Annotated in this window: 16 protein-coding genes; 4 read left to right on the top strand and 12 right to left on the bottom strand. The window is 65.2% G+C overall.

The window, feature by feature from the left end; genetic code table 11:
* Window positions 1-2: 2 nt before the first annotated feature.
* Both purL and ACP69S_RS01290 read right to left on the bottom strand, forming a co-directional pair.
* The gene (gene purL, locus ACP69S_RS01295; protein ID WP_425994093.1) at window positions 3-2,231 is read right to left on the bottom strand and encodes a phosphoribosylformylglycinamidine synthase subunit PurL; all 2,229 of its coding nucleotides are present in this window, start codon (window positions 2,229-2,231) and stop codon (window positions 3-5) included.
* Between the two features lie 72 nt (window positions 2,232-2,303).
* Complete coding sequence (locus ACP69S_RS01290) at window positions 2,304-2,570, bottom strand: hypothetical protein (RefSeq protein ID WP_425994091.1); 267 nt, start codon at window positions 2,568-2,570, stop codon at window positions 2,304-2,306.
* A gap of 243 nt (window positions 2,571-2,813) precedes the next feature.
* Here ACP69S_RS01290 and ACP69S_RS01285 point away from each other — a divergent pair, with 243 nt between their 5' ends.
* On the top strand, window positions 2,814-3,428 hold the full coding sequence (locus ACP69S_RS01285) for a peptidylprolyl isomerase (RefSeq protein ID WP_425994090.1): 615 nt from the start codon (window positions 2,814-2,816) through the stop codon (window positions 3,426-3,428).
* An 11-nt stretch (window positions 3,429-3,439) separates the two neighbouring features.
* Here ACP69S_RS01285 and ACP69S_RS01280 read toward each other — a convergent pair whose 3' ends face one another.
* From ACP69S_RS01280 to purC, 7 genes are all read right to left on the bottom strand, one after another.
* Window positions 3,440-3,904 (bottom strand): hypothetical protein, encoded by a 465-nt coding sequence (locus ACP69S_RS01280; protein WP_425994088.1) that lies wholly within the window; start codon window positions 3,902-3,904, stop codon window positions 3,440-3,442.
* 177 nt (window positions 3,905-4,081) lie between these two features.
* Window positions 4,082-6,031, bottom strand: a complete 1,950-nt coding sequence (locus ACP69S_RS01275; RefSeq protein WP_425994085.1) for a CocE/NonD family hydrolase — start codon at window positions 6,029-6,031, stop codon at window positions 4,082-4,084.
* Window positions 6,032-6,250: 219 nt separating this feature from the next.
* Entirely contained in the window at window positions 6,251-6,913 is a 663-nt protein-coding gene (gene purQ / locus ACP69S_RS01270; RefSeq protein WP_425994083.1) for a phosphoribosylformylglycinamidine synthase subunit PurQ, read from the bottom strand.
* Window positions 6,914-6,978: 65 nt separating this feature from the next.
* Window positions 6,979-7,746, bottom strand: a complete 768-nt coding sequence (locus tag ACP69S_RS01265) for a hypothetical protein (protein WP_425994080.1) — start codon at window positions 7,744-7,746, stop codon at window positions 6,979-6,981.
* 67 nt (window positions 7,747-7,813) lie between these two features.
* The gene (locus ACP69S_RS01260; RefSeq protein WP_425994078.1) at window positions 7,814-8,302 is read right to left on the bottom strand and encodes a DUF3291 domain-containing protein; all 489 of its coding nucleotides are present in this window, start codon (window positions 8,300-8,302) and stop codon (window positions 7,814-7,816) included.
* 150 nt (window positions 8,303-8,452) lie between these two features.
* On the bottom strand, window positions 8,453-8,692 hold the full coding sequence (purS, locus tag ACP69S_RS01255) for a phosphoribosylformylglycinamidine synthase subunit PurS (protein WP_425994076.1): 240 nt from the start codon (window positions 8,690-8,692) through the stop codon (window positions 8,453-8,455).
* Between the two features lie 120 nt (window positions 8,693-8,812).
* A complete protein-coding gene (purC, locus tag ACP69S_RS01250) occupies window positions 8,813-9,571 on the bottom strand; it encodes a phosphoribosylaminoimidazolesuccinocarboxamide synthase (protein WP_425994075.1) in 759 nt (252 codons plus the stop codon).
* Window positions 9,572-9,841: 270 nt separating this feature from the next.
* Here purC and ACP69S_RS01245 point away from each other — a divergent pair, with 270 nt between their 5' ends.
* The 3 genes from ACP69S_RS01245 (at window position 9,842) to ACP69S_RS01235 (ending at window position 10,919) form a co-directional block, all read left to right on the top strand.
* Window positions 9,842-10,159, top strand: a complete 318-nt coding sequence (locus tag ACP69S_RS01245) for a DUF1476 domain-containing protein (RefSeq protein ID WP_425994073.1) — start codon at window positions 9,842-9,844, stop codon at window positions 10,157-10,159.
* A gap of 134 nt (window positions 10,160-10,293) precedes the next feature.
* The gene (locus ACP69S_RS01240) at window positions 10,294-10,536 is read left to right on the top strand and encodes a type II toxin-antitoxin system Phd/YefM family antitoxin (protein WP_425994071.1); all 243 of its coding nucleotides are present in this window, start codon (window positions 10,294-10,296) and stop codon (window positions 10,534-10,536) included.
* Window positions 10,533-10,919 carry a type II toxin-antitoxin system VapC family toxin gene (locus tag ACP69S_RS01235; RefSeq protein WP_425994069.1) on the top strand — a complete coding sequence of 129 codons (387 nt, stop codon included), beginning with the start codon at window positions 10,533-10,535 and terminating at the stop codon, window positions 10,917-10,919. The genes ACP69S_RS01240 and ACP69S_RS01235 overlap by 4 nt, the downstream gene beginning before the upstream one ends.
* Before the next feature lie 120 nt (window positions 10,920-11,039).
* Here ACP69S_RS01235 and ACP69S_RS01230 read toward each other — a convergent pair whose 3' ends face one another.
* Genes ACP69S_RS01230 through purB form a run of 3 tightly spaced genes read right to left on the bottom strand, consistent with a single transcriptional unit; the run spans window position 11,040 to window position 13,586 of the window.
* Window positions 11,040-11,543: a DNA-deoxyinosine glycosylase gene (locus ACP69S_RS01230; RefSeq protein ID WP_425994067.1), complete on the bottom strand. Its 504-nt coding sequence runs from the start codon at window positions 11,541-11,543 to the stop codon at window positions 11,040-11,042.
* Window positions 11,533-12,273, bottom strand: a complete 741-nt coding sequence (locus tag ACP69S_RS01225; RefSeq protein WP_425994065.1) for a 2OG-Fe(II) oxygenase — start codon at window positions 12,271-12,273, stop codon at window positions 11,533-11,535. Before ACP69S_RS01225 ends, ACP69S_RS01230 begins: the two co-directional genes overlap by 11 nt.
* A 2-nt stretch (window positions 12,274-12,275) precedes the next feature.
* A complete protein-coding gene (purB, locus tag ACP69S_RS01220; RefSeq protein ID WP_425994063.1) occupies window positions 12,276-13,586 on the bottom strand; it encodes an adenylosuccinate lyase in 1,311 nt (436 codons plus the stop codon).
* Window positions 13,587-13,711: the final 125 nt, after the last annotated feature.

The following is a 13,711-nucleotide window of genomic DNA, read 5'->3' as shown; positions in this document are numbered from 1 at the left end:
CCTCAAGCCGCTGAGCCCATGAAGCCCGGCAACCAGGCCTCGTGCGCCGCGCGCAGGGTGTCGAGGGGGATGCTGAAGAGGTCCTTGGAGGCGAAGGCGTCGCCGCCGGCCACACCGGCCAGATTGGCGTGGACGCCGGCTTCCTTGGCCGCCGCCAGCACCGCGTCTGGATCGGGCGTGGCGATCAGGTAGCGGGCCTGATCTTCGCCGAACAGATAGGGGTGGGCGTGCAGGTGGCTGGAGGCGTTCAGGGTGATCCCGACCTTGCTGGCCAAGGCCACGTCGGCCGCGGCGATCAGCAGGCCGCCATCCGACAGGTCGTGCAGACCGGCCACCAGCCCCGTGGGGATCAGGCCGCGCACGAAGTCGCCGTTCTTGCGCTCGGCGGCCAGGTCGACCGGCGGCGGGGCGCCGTCTTCGCGGCCCAGGATCTCGCGCAGATAGATCGAGGCGCCCAGTTCGCCGTGGCTCTCGCCGATGACGATCAGGGTGTCGCCCTCGGCCACGCTGCCAAAGCCCATCCGCAGGTCGTAGTTCTCTAGCAGGCCGACCCCGCCGACAGTGGGGGTCGGCGGAATGGCGACGCCGTTGGTCTCGTTATAGAGGCTGACATTGCCGCTCACGACAGGGAAATCCAGAGCCCGGCAGGCCTCGGCCATGCCGTCGGTGGCGCGGACGATCTGGCCCATGGTCTCGGGCTTTTCGGGGCTGCCGAAGTTGAGGTTATCGGTGATGGCGATCGGCAGCGAGCCGGCGGCCGTCAGGTTGCGCCAGGCCTCGGCCACGGCCTGCTTGCCGCCCTCATAGGGGTCGTTCTGGACGTAGCGGGGGGTCACGTCGCTGGTCACCGCGATAGCCTTGCCCGTGCCGTGGATGCGCACGATGCCGGCGTCACAGCCGGTGGAGCTGTCTTCCAGGGTGTCGGCCATCACGTGGCGGTCGTACTGCTCCCACAGCCAGCGCTTGGAGGCCATGTCGGGGCAGCCGACGACCTTCAGCACGGCGGCTTCCCAATCGCTCGGAGCGGGGATCTGACCCGGGTCGAGGCGGGGATGCAGGGTCGGCTGGACCCACGGACGGTCATACAGCGGCGCATCGTCAAACAGCGGCGCCAGGGGCACGTCGCATACCGTCTCGCCGTGATGCTTCAGCACCAGGCGGCCGGTGTCGGTGGTGTAGCCGATGATGGCGGCGTCCAGGCCCCACTTTTCGAAGATGGCGTGGCCTTCGTGCTCGCGACCGGGCTTCAGGACCGCCAGCATACGCTCCTGGCTTTCCGACAGCATCATCTCGTAGGCCGACATGCCGGTTTCGCGCTGGGGGACCATGTCCATGTTCAGCTCGACGCCGACCCCGCCCTTGCCGGCCATCTCGACCGACGAAGAGGTCAGGCCCGCCGCGCCCATGTCCTGGATCGCCGCCACGGCTCCCGTCGCCATCAACTCCAGCGTCGCCTCGATCAGCAGCTTCTCGGCGAAGGGGTCGCCGACCTGGACGGTGGGGCGCTTTTCCTCGGAGTCTTCCGAGAACTCGGCCGACGACATGGTCGCGCCATGGATGCCGTCGCGGCCGGTCTTGGAGCCGAAATAGACCACGGCCAGGCCCGCGCCCGGCGCGGCGGAGTAGAAGATCTTGTCGGCCTCGGCATGGCCCACGCACATGGCGTTGACCAGGATGTTGCCGTTGTAGCCGCGATGGAAATTGGTCTCGCCGGCCACGGTGGGCACGCCCACGCAATTGCCATAGCCCGCAATGCCCGCGACCACGCCGTCCACGAGGCGCTTGGTCTTGGGATGGCTGGGGTCGCCGAAGCGCAGGGCGTTCAGCAGGGCGATCGGCCGCGCGCCCATCGTGAAGACATCGCGCATAATGCCGCCCACGCCTGTCGCCGCGCCCTGATAGGGCTCGATATAGGAGGGGTGGTTGTGGCTCTCCATCTTGAAGATGATCGCGTCGCCGTCGCCGATATCGATGACGCCGGCGTTCTCGCCCGGACCGCAGATGACGCGCGGGCCAGTGATCGGGAACTTCTTCAGCTGGTTCTTGGAGGACTTGTACGAGCAGTGCTCGGACCACATCACCGAGAACACGCCCAGCTCGACCAGGTTGGGCTCGCGGCCCAGGCGCTCGAGGACGACGTCGTATTCCTCGGCGTTGAGACCGAATTCACGGGCCGTTTCGGCCATGGACTTGGCCGACGATTGGGCGGGGGGCGTTGAGGGGGTGCTCATGAGGCCGCCTTCTAGCGCGGCGTCGCGGATTCCGCCACCAGACAGAGCGGCCTTAAGGCGCTCCGCAGGCGATCAGTGGGCGGGTTTTTCGGCCTTGGCCTTCATCGGCTTGCCGGTGATGTCGCCGATGGCGTCCTTGACGTGATGGCAGGCGATGGAGACCCAGCCGTCCATCCGGGCTCCAGCCCCGGTGAACGACTTTTCCTGGATCGCCAGCCCCGCCGTCAGGGCGCCCAGCAGAAACAACGGAACCACCACCAGGCCTACCAGCGGATTGCCGGGCTTGTGGCGTTTGCGGGCCCAGACGGGTACGCCGCTCGTGGGTTCAGGAGTGCTCATCTGTTCGTCCCATGGTCGTCGACGGATCTCTGGGCGCGCGACGGCGCGATCCTGGATCGCCGCTTCTTTGTCCGGTGATTAGCGGCGCGACGCGCGCCACTTTCCAGCGATCTCCCCCTCGGCGCGAGCTTGGCCTTGGACGTAGACCCAATGAGGCGACTGCAAAGCTTGAATGGGCGTGGTCGGAAATCCGCGAATATGATCATGCTGGGCATCCCATGACGACGACAGGGGTTTGCCGCCGTGCGCACCGCGATCAGACGTTTCGACCGCCGGCTGTTCGTCGCCGGCCTGCTGACCACGCCCCTCGCGGCGGCTGCCCCGGGGCCCGTCCGCGTGCGGATGAGCACCGATCTGGGCGACATCGTCGTCGAGCTCTATCCCGACAAGGCCCCGATCTCGGTCGCCAACTTCCTGGCCTATGCCGACCGTCATCTGCTGGATGGCGGCAGCTTCTATCGAACGGTCGGTCCCTGGAACGACAACAACCCGGCGACCATCAGCGTCATCCAGGGCGGTCTGAACCGTGACGACAGCCCCCTGCCGGCCATCGCCCATGAGACGACCAAGGTCACGGGCCTGCCGCACATCGACGGGGTGATCTCGATGGCGCGCGATGGGCCCGGCACGGCGGGGGGCGAGTTCTTCATCTGCATCGGCAATAATCCGGCCCTGGATTTCGGCGGCACCCGCAACCCCGACGGCCAGGGTTTCGCCGCTTTCGGACGCGTGGTCGAGGGCATGGATGTGGTGCGAAAGATCCACAAGGCGCCGGCCGTCAGCAACGCCAGCGATCCCTATCTGAAGGGTCAGATGATCGCGGAGCTCGTGAAGATAAGGACGCTAGGCCGTAGCTAGGACAGCGGAGCCTAAAACTCCGGCGGACGGCGGATATCCATCGCGCGACCGTTCTGGCAGACGCCGCGATATCGACCCGCGCCCGCAATATCGACCCGGCCGGTGCTCCGATTGATCGTCACGCGCTGGGTGTTTTTGGGGTTTACCTGATAGGCGGCCGTGATGGTGTCGCCCTGCTGGCTGACATCGCTCAGGCGCCACCAGCCGTCCCGGCCGCCGGTGCGCACGCCGGGGGTCATGCTCTCTCCCAGGCGGATGCGCCCGCGCTCCCTGTTGATATCGACCTCTATCGTCGCCGGACGACGGTAGGCGGCCCACCGCTCCTGCAGCGCGGATCGGACTTCGGGCCGCGTGTAGTCTTCGGCGAAGAACCGGTCTTCGCGCGCGCCCTGGCAGACCAGTTTCAGATCGACGGGAGCGGGGGAGGCGGACGCCATGGTCGCGGCCGCGGCCAGCATGGAAGCGAAAGTCAGCATGGATCAAATCTCACGCTTGAGGTTGAGCTAAGCGATTGGGCCACATACCGGAGCGCGTGTAAAGCTGTCGCCACAATCTCCGGATAGGCCGCTGACGAGCAACCCCTACCTCCGACAACCCGAAGCTTTTGCCAGAGGAAAGGGCCGGCGATCACCCGCTGGCCCCTTTGTCGGGCGCTACTTCTCCACGACCGGCAGCTCGATGAAGCTGGCCGTGTCGCCAGCGTGGAACACCCGCTGTGTGGCCTTCACATAGTCGGTCGGCTTGGCCAGCAGGATGTTGGGCGTGAAGGTCTGGGGGTTGCGGTCATAGAGCGGGAACCAGCTGGACTGGATCTGCACCATGATCCGGTGGCCCGGCTTGAAGGTATGGTTCGCGGTCGGCAGGATGAACTGGTACTTCAGCGGCGTGTTCGGCTTGATCGCCTTCGGATCGCTGAAGCTTTCGCGATAGCGCCCGCGGAAGATGTCCATGCCCACAGCCAGCTGGTAGCCGCCCAGCTCGGGCTGGCTGGGAACCTCGTCGGGGTAGACGTCGATCAGCTTCACCACCCAGTCGCTGTCGGTCCCGCTGGTCGAGGCCGTCAGATTGACCTTCGGCACGCCGGCGATGGTCACCGGCTTGTCCAGAGGTTCTGTCGTGTAGGTCAGGACATCGGTGCGGTCGGCGAAGGCGCGCTGGTCGGCGACCAGCCACTGCTTCCAGCGGTCGCCGTCCGCAAAGCGCACCGGACGCGGCAGATACGGAACCGGCTTGGCCGGATCGGAGACATATTCGTCATAGGCCGCAGCGCCCTTGGCCGCCGCTGGGGCTGTGAAGGACAGGCCGCCCCCCGCCGCCAGATAGAGCGGCTTCGACTTCGCCTGGCAGTTGCTCTCGCAGGCCAAGGGCCAGCTCTTGAGCCGGTCCCAGTGGTTCTCGCCGGTATTGTAGATCAGCACCGGTGGGGTGTCGGCCTTGGGCGCGCCGTCCTTCAGATACTGGTCGAAGAAGGGCTTGAGCACGTCGCGCCGGAACTGCAGGGCGGTGTCGCCGTCCCACTTGAACGGGCCGAGATTATAGCCCTCGTAATTGACCTGGCTGTGCCGCCAGGGACCCAGCACCAGATAGCTCTTGTCGTTGGCCGTATCCTTGGGCTCGGTGGCGGCATAGGCGTGCACGCCGCCCCACATGTCTTCCTGGTCCCACAGGCCCTGGATCCACATGACAGGCACGTTCAGCGGCGTCTTGGCCATGGTCTTGTCGAGGGCCTGCTCGCTCCAGAAGGGCGTGTAGGCGGTGTTCTCGACCATCTTCTTCCACCAGGGCAGGCCATCCAGTCCATTGAGCCTGGCGTAGTCGCCGGCCGAACCGGCGCGGCGGAAGGTCTCGTAGTCGTCATAGCCGGGACGGATCACATCGTCGGCCGAGCCGCGCGCGGTGGTCTGGCTGGCGAAGAAGTCGAAATTCACCTGGCGAAACGCGCCGTGGTGAAACCAGTCGTCGCCCATCCAGCCGTCGATCATCGGGCTCATTGGGGCTGCGACCTTCAGGGCCGGGTGCGGATTGACCAGGGCCATCACCACCGTGAAGCCTTCGTAGGAGCTACCCAGCATGCCGACCTTGCCGTTGGTCTCGGGCACGTTCTTCACCAGCCAGTCGATGGTGTCATAGGCGTCGGTGGAGTGATCGACCTCGGACGAATTGAGCGGGCCCTTCAACGGCCGGGTCATGACGTAGTCGCCCTCCGAGCCGTACTTGCCGCGCACGTCCTGGAAGACGCGGATATAGCCGCCATCGGCCACAAACGGCTCGTCGCCTTGGGGCAGGGTCGAGATCATGCGCGAACTTTCGTTGCGCGTGGCCCGCTTGGCGGCGTTGTAGGGCGTGCGGGTCATCATGATCGGCAGGCTCGCCGTGGCTTTTGCGCCGCCCTTGGGGATCACGATGACGGTGTAGAGCTTGGTCCCGTCCCGCATCGGGATCATCACGACGCGCTTTTCGTAGTCGAAGCCCACCTTGGCGGCGACGTACTTGCCGTCGATGTCCGGGGTCATCGCCGAGGTTTGGGCGTGGGCGACGGTGGCGAAGGCGGCCAGGGCGGCGGCGGCCAGCAAGGCGGCGCGGAGGGTGGAAACGAGACTCATCGAAAAACTCCCCAATGGTGCGGGCACCTTAGGAGCGGTTTTCGCGCGGCGCTGTAATATAACAGCGCTTCCTCCCTTCTCCCCTAGCGGGAGAAGGTGGCGCGCAGCGCCGGATGAGGGGTTGAAGAAAGAAACCGCAGCCGGACGATGGTTGGGGTCGTGAGACCCCTCATCCGTCGACTTCGCCGACACCTTCTCCCGCAAGGGGAGAAGGGGACTTTATGCGCTCGCGAAGACGCTGCGGAACAGGAGCGCGCCGTCTTCCGAGCCCAGATCGGCGTCGAACGCACGGTCGGGGTGGGGCATCAGGCCCAGGACATTGCCCTTGCCGTTGACGATCCCGGCGATGTCACGGGCCGAGCCGTTGGGGTTATCCTTGTAGCGGAACACCACCTGGCCCTCGCCCTCGATGCGGTCGAGGGTTTCGGCGTCGGCGAAGAAGTTACCCTCGCCGTTGCCGACGGTCATCACCGCCTCGCGTTGCTCGCCGAACTCGGCGGTAAAGCGGGTCTGACTGTTGACGATGTCCAAGACTACCGGCTTGCAAACATATTTCAGCTTCTCGTTACGCAGCAGGGCGCCGGGCAGCAGGCCCGCCTCGCACAGTACCTGGAAGCCGTTGCAGATGCCGACCACGGCCATGCCGTCATTGGCGGCCTTGACGACCTCCTTCATGACCGGGCTCTGGGCCGCCATGGCCCCGCAGCGCAGATAGTCGCCATAGGAGAAGCCGCCGGGCAGGACGATCAGGTCCAGGTCGTCCGGCAGGGCGGTCTCCTGGTGCCAGACCATCTCGACGCGAGCTCCGGCGGAGCGCTCGATGGCGACCTTGCAATCGCGATCGCAGTTGGAACCCGGGAAGACGATGACGGCGGCTTTCATGGCGCGGGCGTGTAGCAGACTCGCGGGAAAAAATCCGCGCAAAAATCGTCAGGCGACCGGAATGGCTAGATCAGGGCTAGGGTCCGGCGGACGCGGGCGCCGATACCGCGCGCACCGTTCGTCTGATCGTCTTCCTGGCAGCGAGGGCTAGCCGCCAGCGCCTCCAAGGCGTCCGACATCCGTCGCCGGAGGTCGGCGTTCAGCTTGCGCCGGCTGAGGCGATTGTCGGTGCGCAGGACGGTCTCCAGCGCCATGACGAGGCGATAGACGGTCTTGAGGCGGAAGCCGCGCAGCGTCTTGTCGGCGGCCAGGTAGTCGATCTGGGCGGTCAGGGGCTCGGCGAACCGCGCCCTCGGTTGGGACCGCGCCACAATGGCGGCCCCAAACACCTTTTCTTCAGGCGCGCCTTGGGTCAGATCCTGCTCGTATTCCGCGGGATCCTGCAGGGTAGAAGCGATCGGTCGTAGCGCGCTGGCGAGGGCGTCAAGACGTTCGGCCGGCGCCTCGCTGTTGAAGGCCGCCAGCGGAGCGTCCAACTCGGTGCGGTCGACGGCCAGAGCATCGAGTTGTTCTTGGGCGGAATCGGCCTTGCTCTCGGCGACAGCGACCCGCTCTTCCAGTTGCTGGAACTTCAGCGAAACATCGCCGACCTTCACCTCAGAGAAGGTCGAGGCCAGACCCCTCAGGCCCGCTCCGCTGGAGCGTCGAAAGACCGTGACCATCAGTAGGATCACGATGGTCATGAACACCAGCGGCCTCGTCAGCAGATCCAGCAGATAGACCGCCGTCAATCCGTCGAAGAAGCCCGCCTGCTCGCCGATTTTGGTTTTCATGATCGGTCCCCGGCCGAAGCCTAGGCCGGCCATAGCCGGGGCGCAATCTGGGACGCTAGCGCTGGGCTTAGGCTCCGCACTCATCCAGCACCGGCGCCACCGGAACTGCGTCCGGCGCGGGGAAGGGTGTCTTGGAGGTGAAGGCCTCGCGCGTCGGGCCAAGCTCTTCCAGCAGGGCCAGCCTGGCCTTGGCCTCGTCGATGGTCGGACGGTGGCCCGCCGGGACCCACCACAGCACCATGAACACGTCCATATGCTCGAACCACTCGCGGCGTCGACGCATGATCGTGACGTGGTCGCCGCGATAGACGAAGGCGCCCAGGGATTGGATGTCGGTCCAGACCGACATGTTGATGGCCATAAGCGGATCTTCGAACGGCTGCAGGTCGGTGGCGTTGTGGCCCTCCCCGGTCAGTCGCCAGACGAAGCCGGGCGAGGCCTCGGCGATGGCGTTCACGGGATCGAGGTTGTCGGCGAAGTCCTTGATCGACGGATGATCGATCGGCGCGCGGAGGCGACCGATATTGACCTGCGCGAGTTGGTGCTTGCCGCTCATGTGGATCCCCTGGCTTCGACACCGGACATTGTGCGGCGAAGCTTGCGGGGAAAGGGGCGGCGCGGAGAAAAAGCCGCGCCGCGTGAGCACGGCTTTCGCCATGCTCCAAGGCTGGAGTAGAGCCTGTCCGCTGCGGACAGGCTCCGGGGGTCAGGCGATCTCGACCCGGTAGCTTTCGATGACGGTGTTGGCCAACAGCTTGTCGCACATGGCCTTGACCTCGGTCTCGGCCTTGGCGGCGTTGGTTTCCGCCACGTCGAACTCGATGGTCCGGCCGACGCGGACGTTCTGCACATCGGCCCAGCCCAGGCCATGCAGGGCGGCTTCGACGGCCTTGCCCTGAACGTCGAGGACGCCGGGCTTGAGGAACACTTGGACCTTGGCTTTCAACTTCTTCTCCTTGCAGGAGAGGGGGAACTGCGGTGGCGAGGACTTACCCGTCCACCGCCTGGAACTTCCCCCTCCGTCGCCTTCGGCGACACCTCCCCCTTCAGGGAGAGGATTTTAAATCTAGTTCATGCCGCCCTGAATAACGGTCGGCATTTCCTTCATGATGCCCAGGCGGCGGGCCACCTCGGTATAGCTCTCGATGACATTGCCCAGATCGCGCCGGAAGCGGTCCTTGTCCATCTTCTCGTTGGTGATCGAGTCCCAGAGGCGGCAGCTGTCAGGGCTGATCTCGTCGGCCAGGATGACCCGCGAGAAGTCGCCTTCGTAGATGCGGCCAAACTCGATCTTGAAATCCACCAGGGTGATGCCGACGCCGCTGAACAGGCCCGACAGATAGTCGTTCACCCGCAGGGCCATGGCCATCATGTCGTCGATCTCCTGGGTGGCGGCCCAGTTGAACGCCGTGATGTGCTCTTCCGACACCATCGGGTCGTTGAGCTTGTCATCCTTGTAGTAGAATTCGATGATCGAGCGCGGCAGCGGCTGGCCCTCGGGCAGGCCCAGGCGCGTGGCGATCGAGCCGGCGGCGATGTTGCGCACCACCACTTCGAGCGGGATGATCTCGACTTCCTTGATCAGCTGCTCGCGCAGGTTCAGACGTCGGATGAAGTGGTTCTGGACGCCGATCCCGTTCAGGCGAGTCATGATGTACTCGCTGATACGGTTGTTGATCACGCCCTTGCCTTCCAGCTGGGCTTTCTTCTCGCCGTTGAACGCCGTGGCGTCGTCCTTGAAGTACTGAATCAACGTACCGGGCTCGGGACCCTCGTACAGGATCTTCGCCTTGCCTTCGTAGATTTTCTTGCGGCGGGTCGTCATGGCTCTCGTCGAGGCCCTTCATGGATGCGAAGCGCGTCCCGTCAAAGAAACGAAAAGCGCGCGCGGCCGGATAGCTGCGCGCGACGTTCGACTCAAGGCCGCTCACTGAAAATGTCTGTTGGAACTTATCTGAATGCCGGCTGCCGCGCAAACGCGGGGTCAGGTTCCGTTCAGGTCCGTCAGCCTAAAGCGAACCCTGCGGCGTATCCGCCGATTGCGAGTTGTCCCATCACGGGATAGATAGCCGCCTTAGACGCATTTGGGGCCTTCATGACCACCTTCGACGATCGCGAACAGGGTTTCGAACGCAAGTTCGTTCTGGACCAGGACCTCGAGTTCAAGGCGACCGCGCGCCGCAACCGCCTGCTGGGCGAATGGGCCGCCGGCCTGATGGGCCTTGCCACGGTCGAGGAATACGCGCGCGCCGTCGTGAAGTCGGACTTCGAACAGCCCGGCGACGAAGACGTGCTGCGCAAGGTCTCCGGCGACCTCAAGGGCGCGGGCGTCGCGGTTTCCGAGAGCGAAGTTCGCATGAAGATGGACGAACTGCTGGCCCAGGCCCGCGAGCAGATCAAGACCGGCGTCTAAGCCGCGCCGGCCAAGGCCGAACGAACAAGGGTCGCCCCTCAGGGCGGCCCTTTTCTTTTGCCTGAGACGCCACCGGGCCGCGCTATTGAATTTCTCACTCACTTAGCTAAGTTGGTTAGCTAAGTGAGGCCCCCGTGACCGTCGTCACTATCCACTACGCCAAGACCCATCTCTCGCGCCTGCTCGCCGAGGTCGAAGCCGGCGGCGAGGTCGTCATTGCGCGCGGCAAGACGCCGATCGGACGGCTCGTGCCGGTTGCGCCCACGCGACCAAAGCGCGTGTTCGGGTCGATGCAGGGGCAAATCGCTGTCGATGAAGCCTTCTTCGAGCCCCTGCCTGACGAAGAACTGGCGCTTTGGGAGGGCGGCGACGCGTGAGGTTCCTGCTGGATACTCACGCCCTGCTCTGGTTTCTCGCCGGCTCGGAAAACCTGCCGACAGTAGTGCGCGCTGTTCTGCAGGACGACGCGCATGAGGTGTTCGTCAGCGCCGTCTCGGCCATGGAAGTGACCACCAAGTTCCGGCTCGGCAAACTGCCGTCCGCCGGAGTCCTGGCCAATCGGTTTGAAGCGACGGTGACGGAAAAGGGCTTTCTGTCGCTGCCGATCTCGCTGGTCCATGCCGAGCGTGCTGGCTCCTTGCCGATCCCGCACAAGGACCCGTTCGACCGGCTGCTGATCGCGCAAGGTATTGTTGAAGAGATGACGCTCGTCTCCAATGAGACGATGTTCGACGGCTTTGGCGTTGGCCGTTTCTGGTGACGGCGCCTAGAGCATTTTCCGATAAGTGTGAAACGGTTATCGGATCGAAAAATGCTCTAAACTTTTGATTTAGAGACCTTTTCGCCCGACCCTGATGAAGCCATCAAGTCGGAAAGGGCTCTAGCTGAGCCAGTCTTTCAGAACGCCCCACGCCACCGCCTTCTCCGCGAAGCTCCGCGCCGCGTGGGCGGGGCTGGAGGAGGGCAGGGCGACGGTCTCGATCCTGTCGGCTACCGGCGCCAGCAAGCGCGCTCCCAGCTTCGCCGCCGTGCCGCCATTGAAGGCCACGACGCGCAGGGCGGGCAGGGTCCCGACCAGGGCCAGCAAGTCGTTGGCGCTGGGATTGAGGATCGCCGCGTCAAGGCTGCCGCGCCGCTCGGCCTCGGCCACGACGTCCCACAGACCGACGCTGCGTCGTTGCAGGGTCGCCAGACGATCCGCGTAGGGCAGGGCGACCAATGGTTCGTCCAGTACGGTCTCCAGCAATCGCCAGAATGCGTTGCGCGGGTGGGCGTAGTACCGGGTCGCCGCCAGCGAGGCCTCGCCGGGCAGACTGCCGAGGATCAGGACGCGGGTGTTCTGATCGACGACCGGCGAGAAGCTGCGTTTGCGCTCAGCGTCCATTGGGCGGGTCGTTCCGCAGCCAGCCGGTGACAGTGAGACGCGGCGCGCCGGCATAGGGGGCGACCGGCGCCACCGAGTGTTTGCGCGGCACCTTGAACAGGGTCAGCACATTGAAGGCGGGCGCGAAGCCGCGCTCGATGTCGCCCGCCTCGTCATGGAATAGCAGCTGACCACCCCAGTCGGGCCGCCATTGCCGGGTCAGGCCCAAGGTATAGGCGGCCAGGCGCTCGCCGGCTCCGGTGTCGTCGTGCAGCGTGAGAAAGTCCGCGGGGCGATAGAGCGTCGCCTGGGCGTCGATCTTGGTCACGCCGGGCTCGCCCGTGACGGCGGCGGCGAAGGCGATCATCTCAGGGCTGTTGAGAAAAGCTGTCAGGGCGTGGATCGGATGGCCGGGGTCGCGGCCCTCGACGAAGGCGTCGATCATCGGATAGCCGAGATAGATATAGGCGAAGCCCGTCCGGGCCCGCAGGGTCGCGCCATGCAGTCGGCCGGCTACCGCGTCCGGTCCCAACTCGGCGCGGCGCGCGCGGCCGAGGACCTCGGCCTTACCGGTGTCCGTCGAGCAGATCACATCCCAGTCGATAGTCTGTTCCAGAATGCCGGCCAGGCGGTCGACAACCTCGGGTTCGAAGACTTCCGGAATACGCACGACGCCGTCTCGCGCATAGGCCTGCGCGAAGGCCGCCGGATCCAGCGCCGGATTGAGGCGAAGGACCGGCGCTTCCGTCATCGTCAGGCTTGCTCGCCGAACACGCGCTTGAAGATCACGTCGACATTCTTGATGTGATAGCCGTAGTCGAACAGGTCTTCTAGCACCTTGTCCGACAAGGCCTTGGAGACCACCGGGTCGGCCTTGAGGAAGTCGATGAACCGACCCTCGCCGCGCCACACCTTCATCGAATTGCCCTGCACGGCGGCGTAGGCGTCCTCTCTGGAGACGCCCTCTTGGGTCAGGGCCAGCATGACCCGCTGCGAGAACACCAGGCCCCCCAGCTTGTCGAGGTTCTTGGCCATGTTGTCGGGATAGATATTGAAGCGCTCGATGACGCTGGCCATGCGGCGCAAGGCAAAATCGAGGTGGACCGTGGCGTCCGGACCGATGCCGCGCTCGACCGACGAGTGGCTGATGTCGCGCTCGTGCCAGAGGGCGACGTTCTCCAGCGCCGGTGTCACGGCAGAGCGGACCAGGCGGGCCAGGCCGGTGAGGTTCTCGGTCAGGATCGGGTTGCGCTTGTGCGGCATCGCACTCGAACCTTTTTGGCCGACCTCGAAAGGCTCTTCGGCTTCAAGGACTTCGGTGCGCTGCAGATGGCGGATCTCGGTGGCCAGGCGCTCGATCGACGAGGCGACGACGCCCAGGGCGCAGAAATAGGCGGCGTGTCGATCGCGCGGAATGACCTGGGTCGAGACCGGCTCGACAACCAGCCCCATCATCTTGGCGACGTGCTCTTCGACGCGCGGATCGACATTGGCGAAGGTGCCGACGGCGCCCGAAATGGCGCAGGTGGCGATCTCGAACTTGGCCATCGCCAGGCGCTCCTTGGCGCGCTGGAACTCGGCGTAGTAGCCGGCGAGCTTGAGGCCGAAGGTGATCGGTTCGGCGTGGATGCCGTGGCTGCGGCCGACGCAGACGGTCATCTTGTGCTCGAGCGCGCGGCGCTTGAGCGCGGCCAGCAGCAGGTCGACGCCTTCGATCAGCAGATCGGTGGAGCGCGACAGCTGCACGGCGAAGCAGGTGTCCAGCACGTCGCTGCTGGTCATGCCCTGGTGAAGGAAGCGCGCCTCGGGGCCGACGATTTCCGACACGTGGGTCAGGAAGGCGATGACGTCGTGCTTGGTCACGCGCTCGATCTCGTCGATGCGGTCGCTGTCCCAGACCGCGTCGCGGCCCTTTTCCCAGATCGTCTCGGCGGAAAGCTTGGGAATGACCCCAAGTTCGGCCATGGCGTCGGCGGCGTGAGCCTCGATCTCGAACCAGATCTTGTACTTGGTCTGGCTGGACCAGATGGCGGCGGCTTCGGGGCGGGCGTAGCGGCTGATCATGGACCGGGCGTTTCGGCCGGACAGTGGCTTGAGTCAAGCATCATGGGCGGCGGAGGCCGGACAAAAAGACGGCCGCCCTCCAGGAGGAGAAGGCGGCCGAGTCATTGGGAGGAAACGCCCTGGAA

It is taken from the genome of Caulobacter sp. DWR1-3-2b1, assembly GCF_049895765.1.
Lineage (GTDB): Bacteria > Pseudomonadota > Alphaproteobacteria > Caulobacterales > Caulobacteraceae > Caulobacter.
Note: the sequence above shows the minus strand (reverse complement) of the source record. Positions and strands in the feature narration are given on the sequence as shown.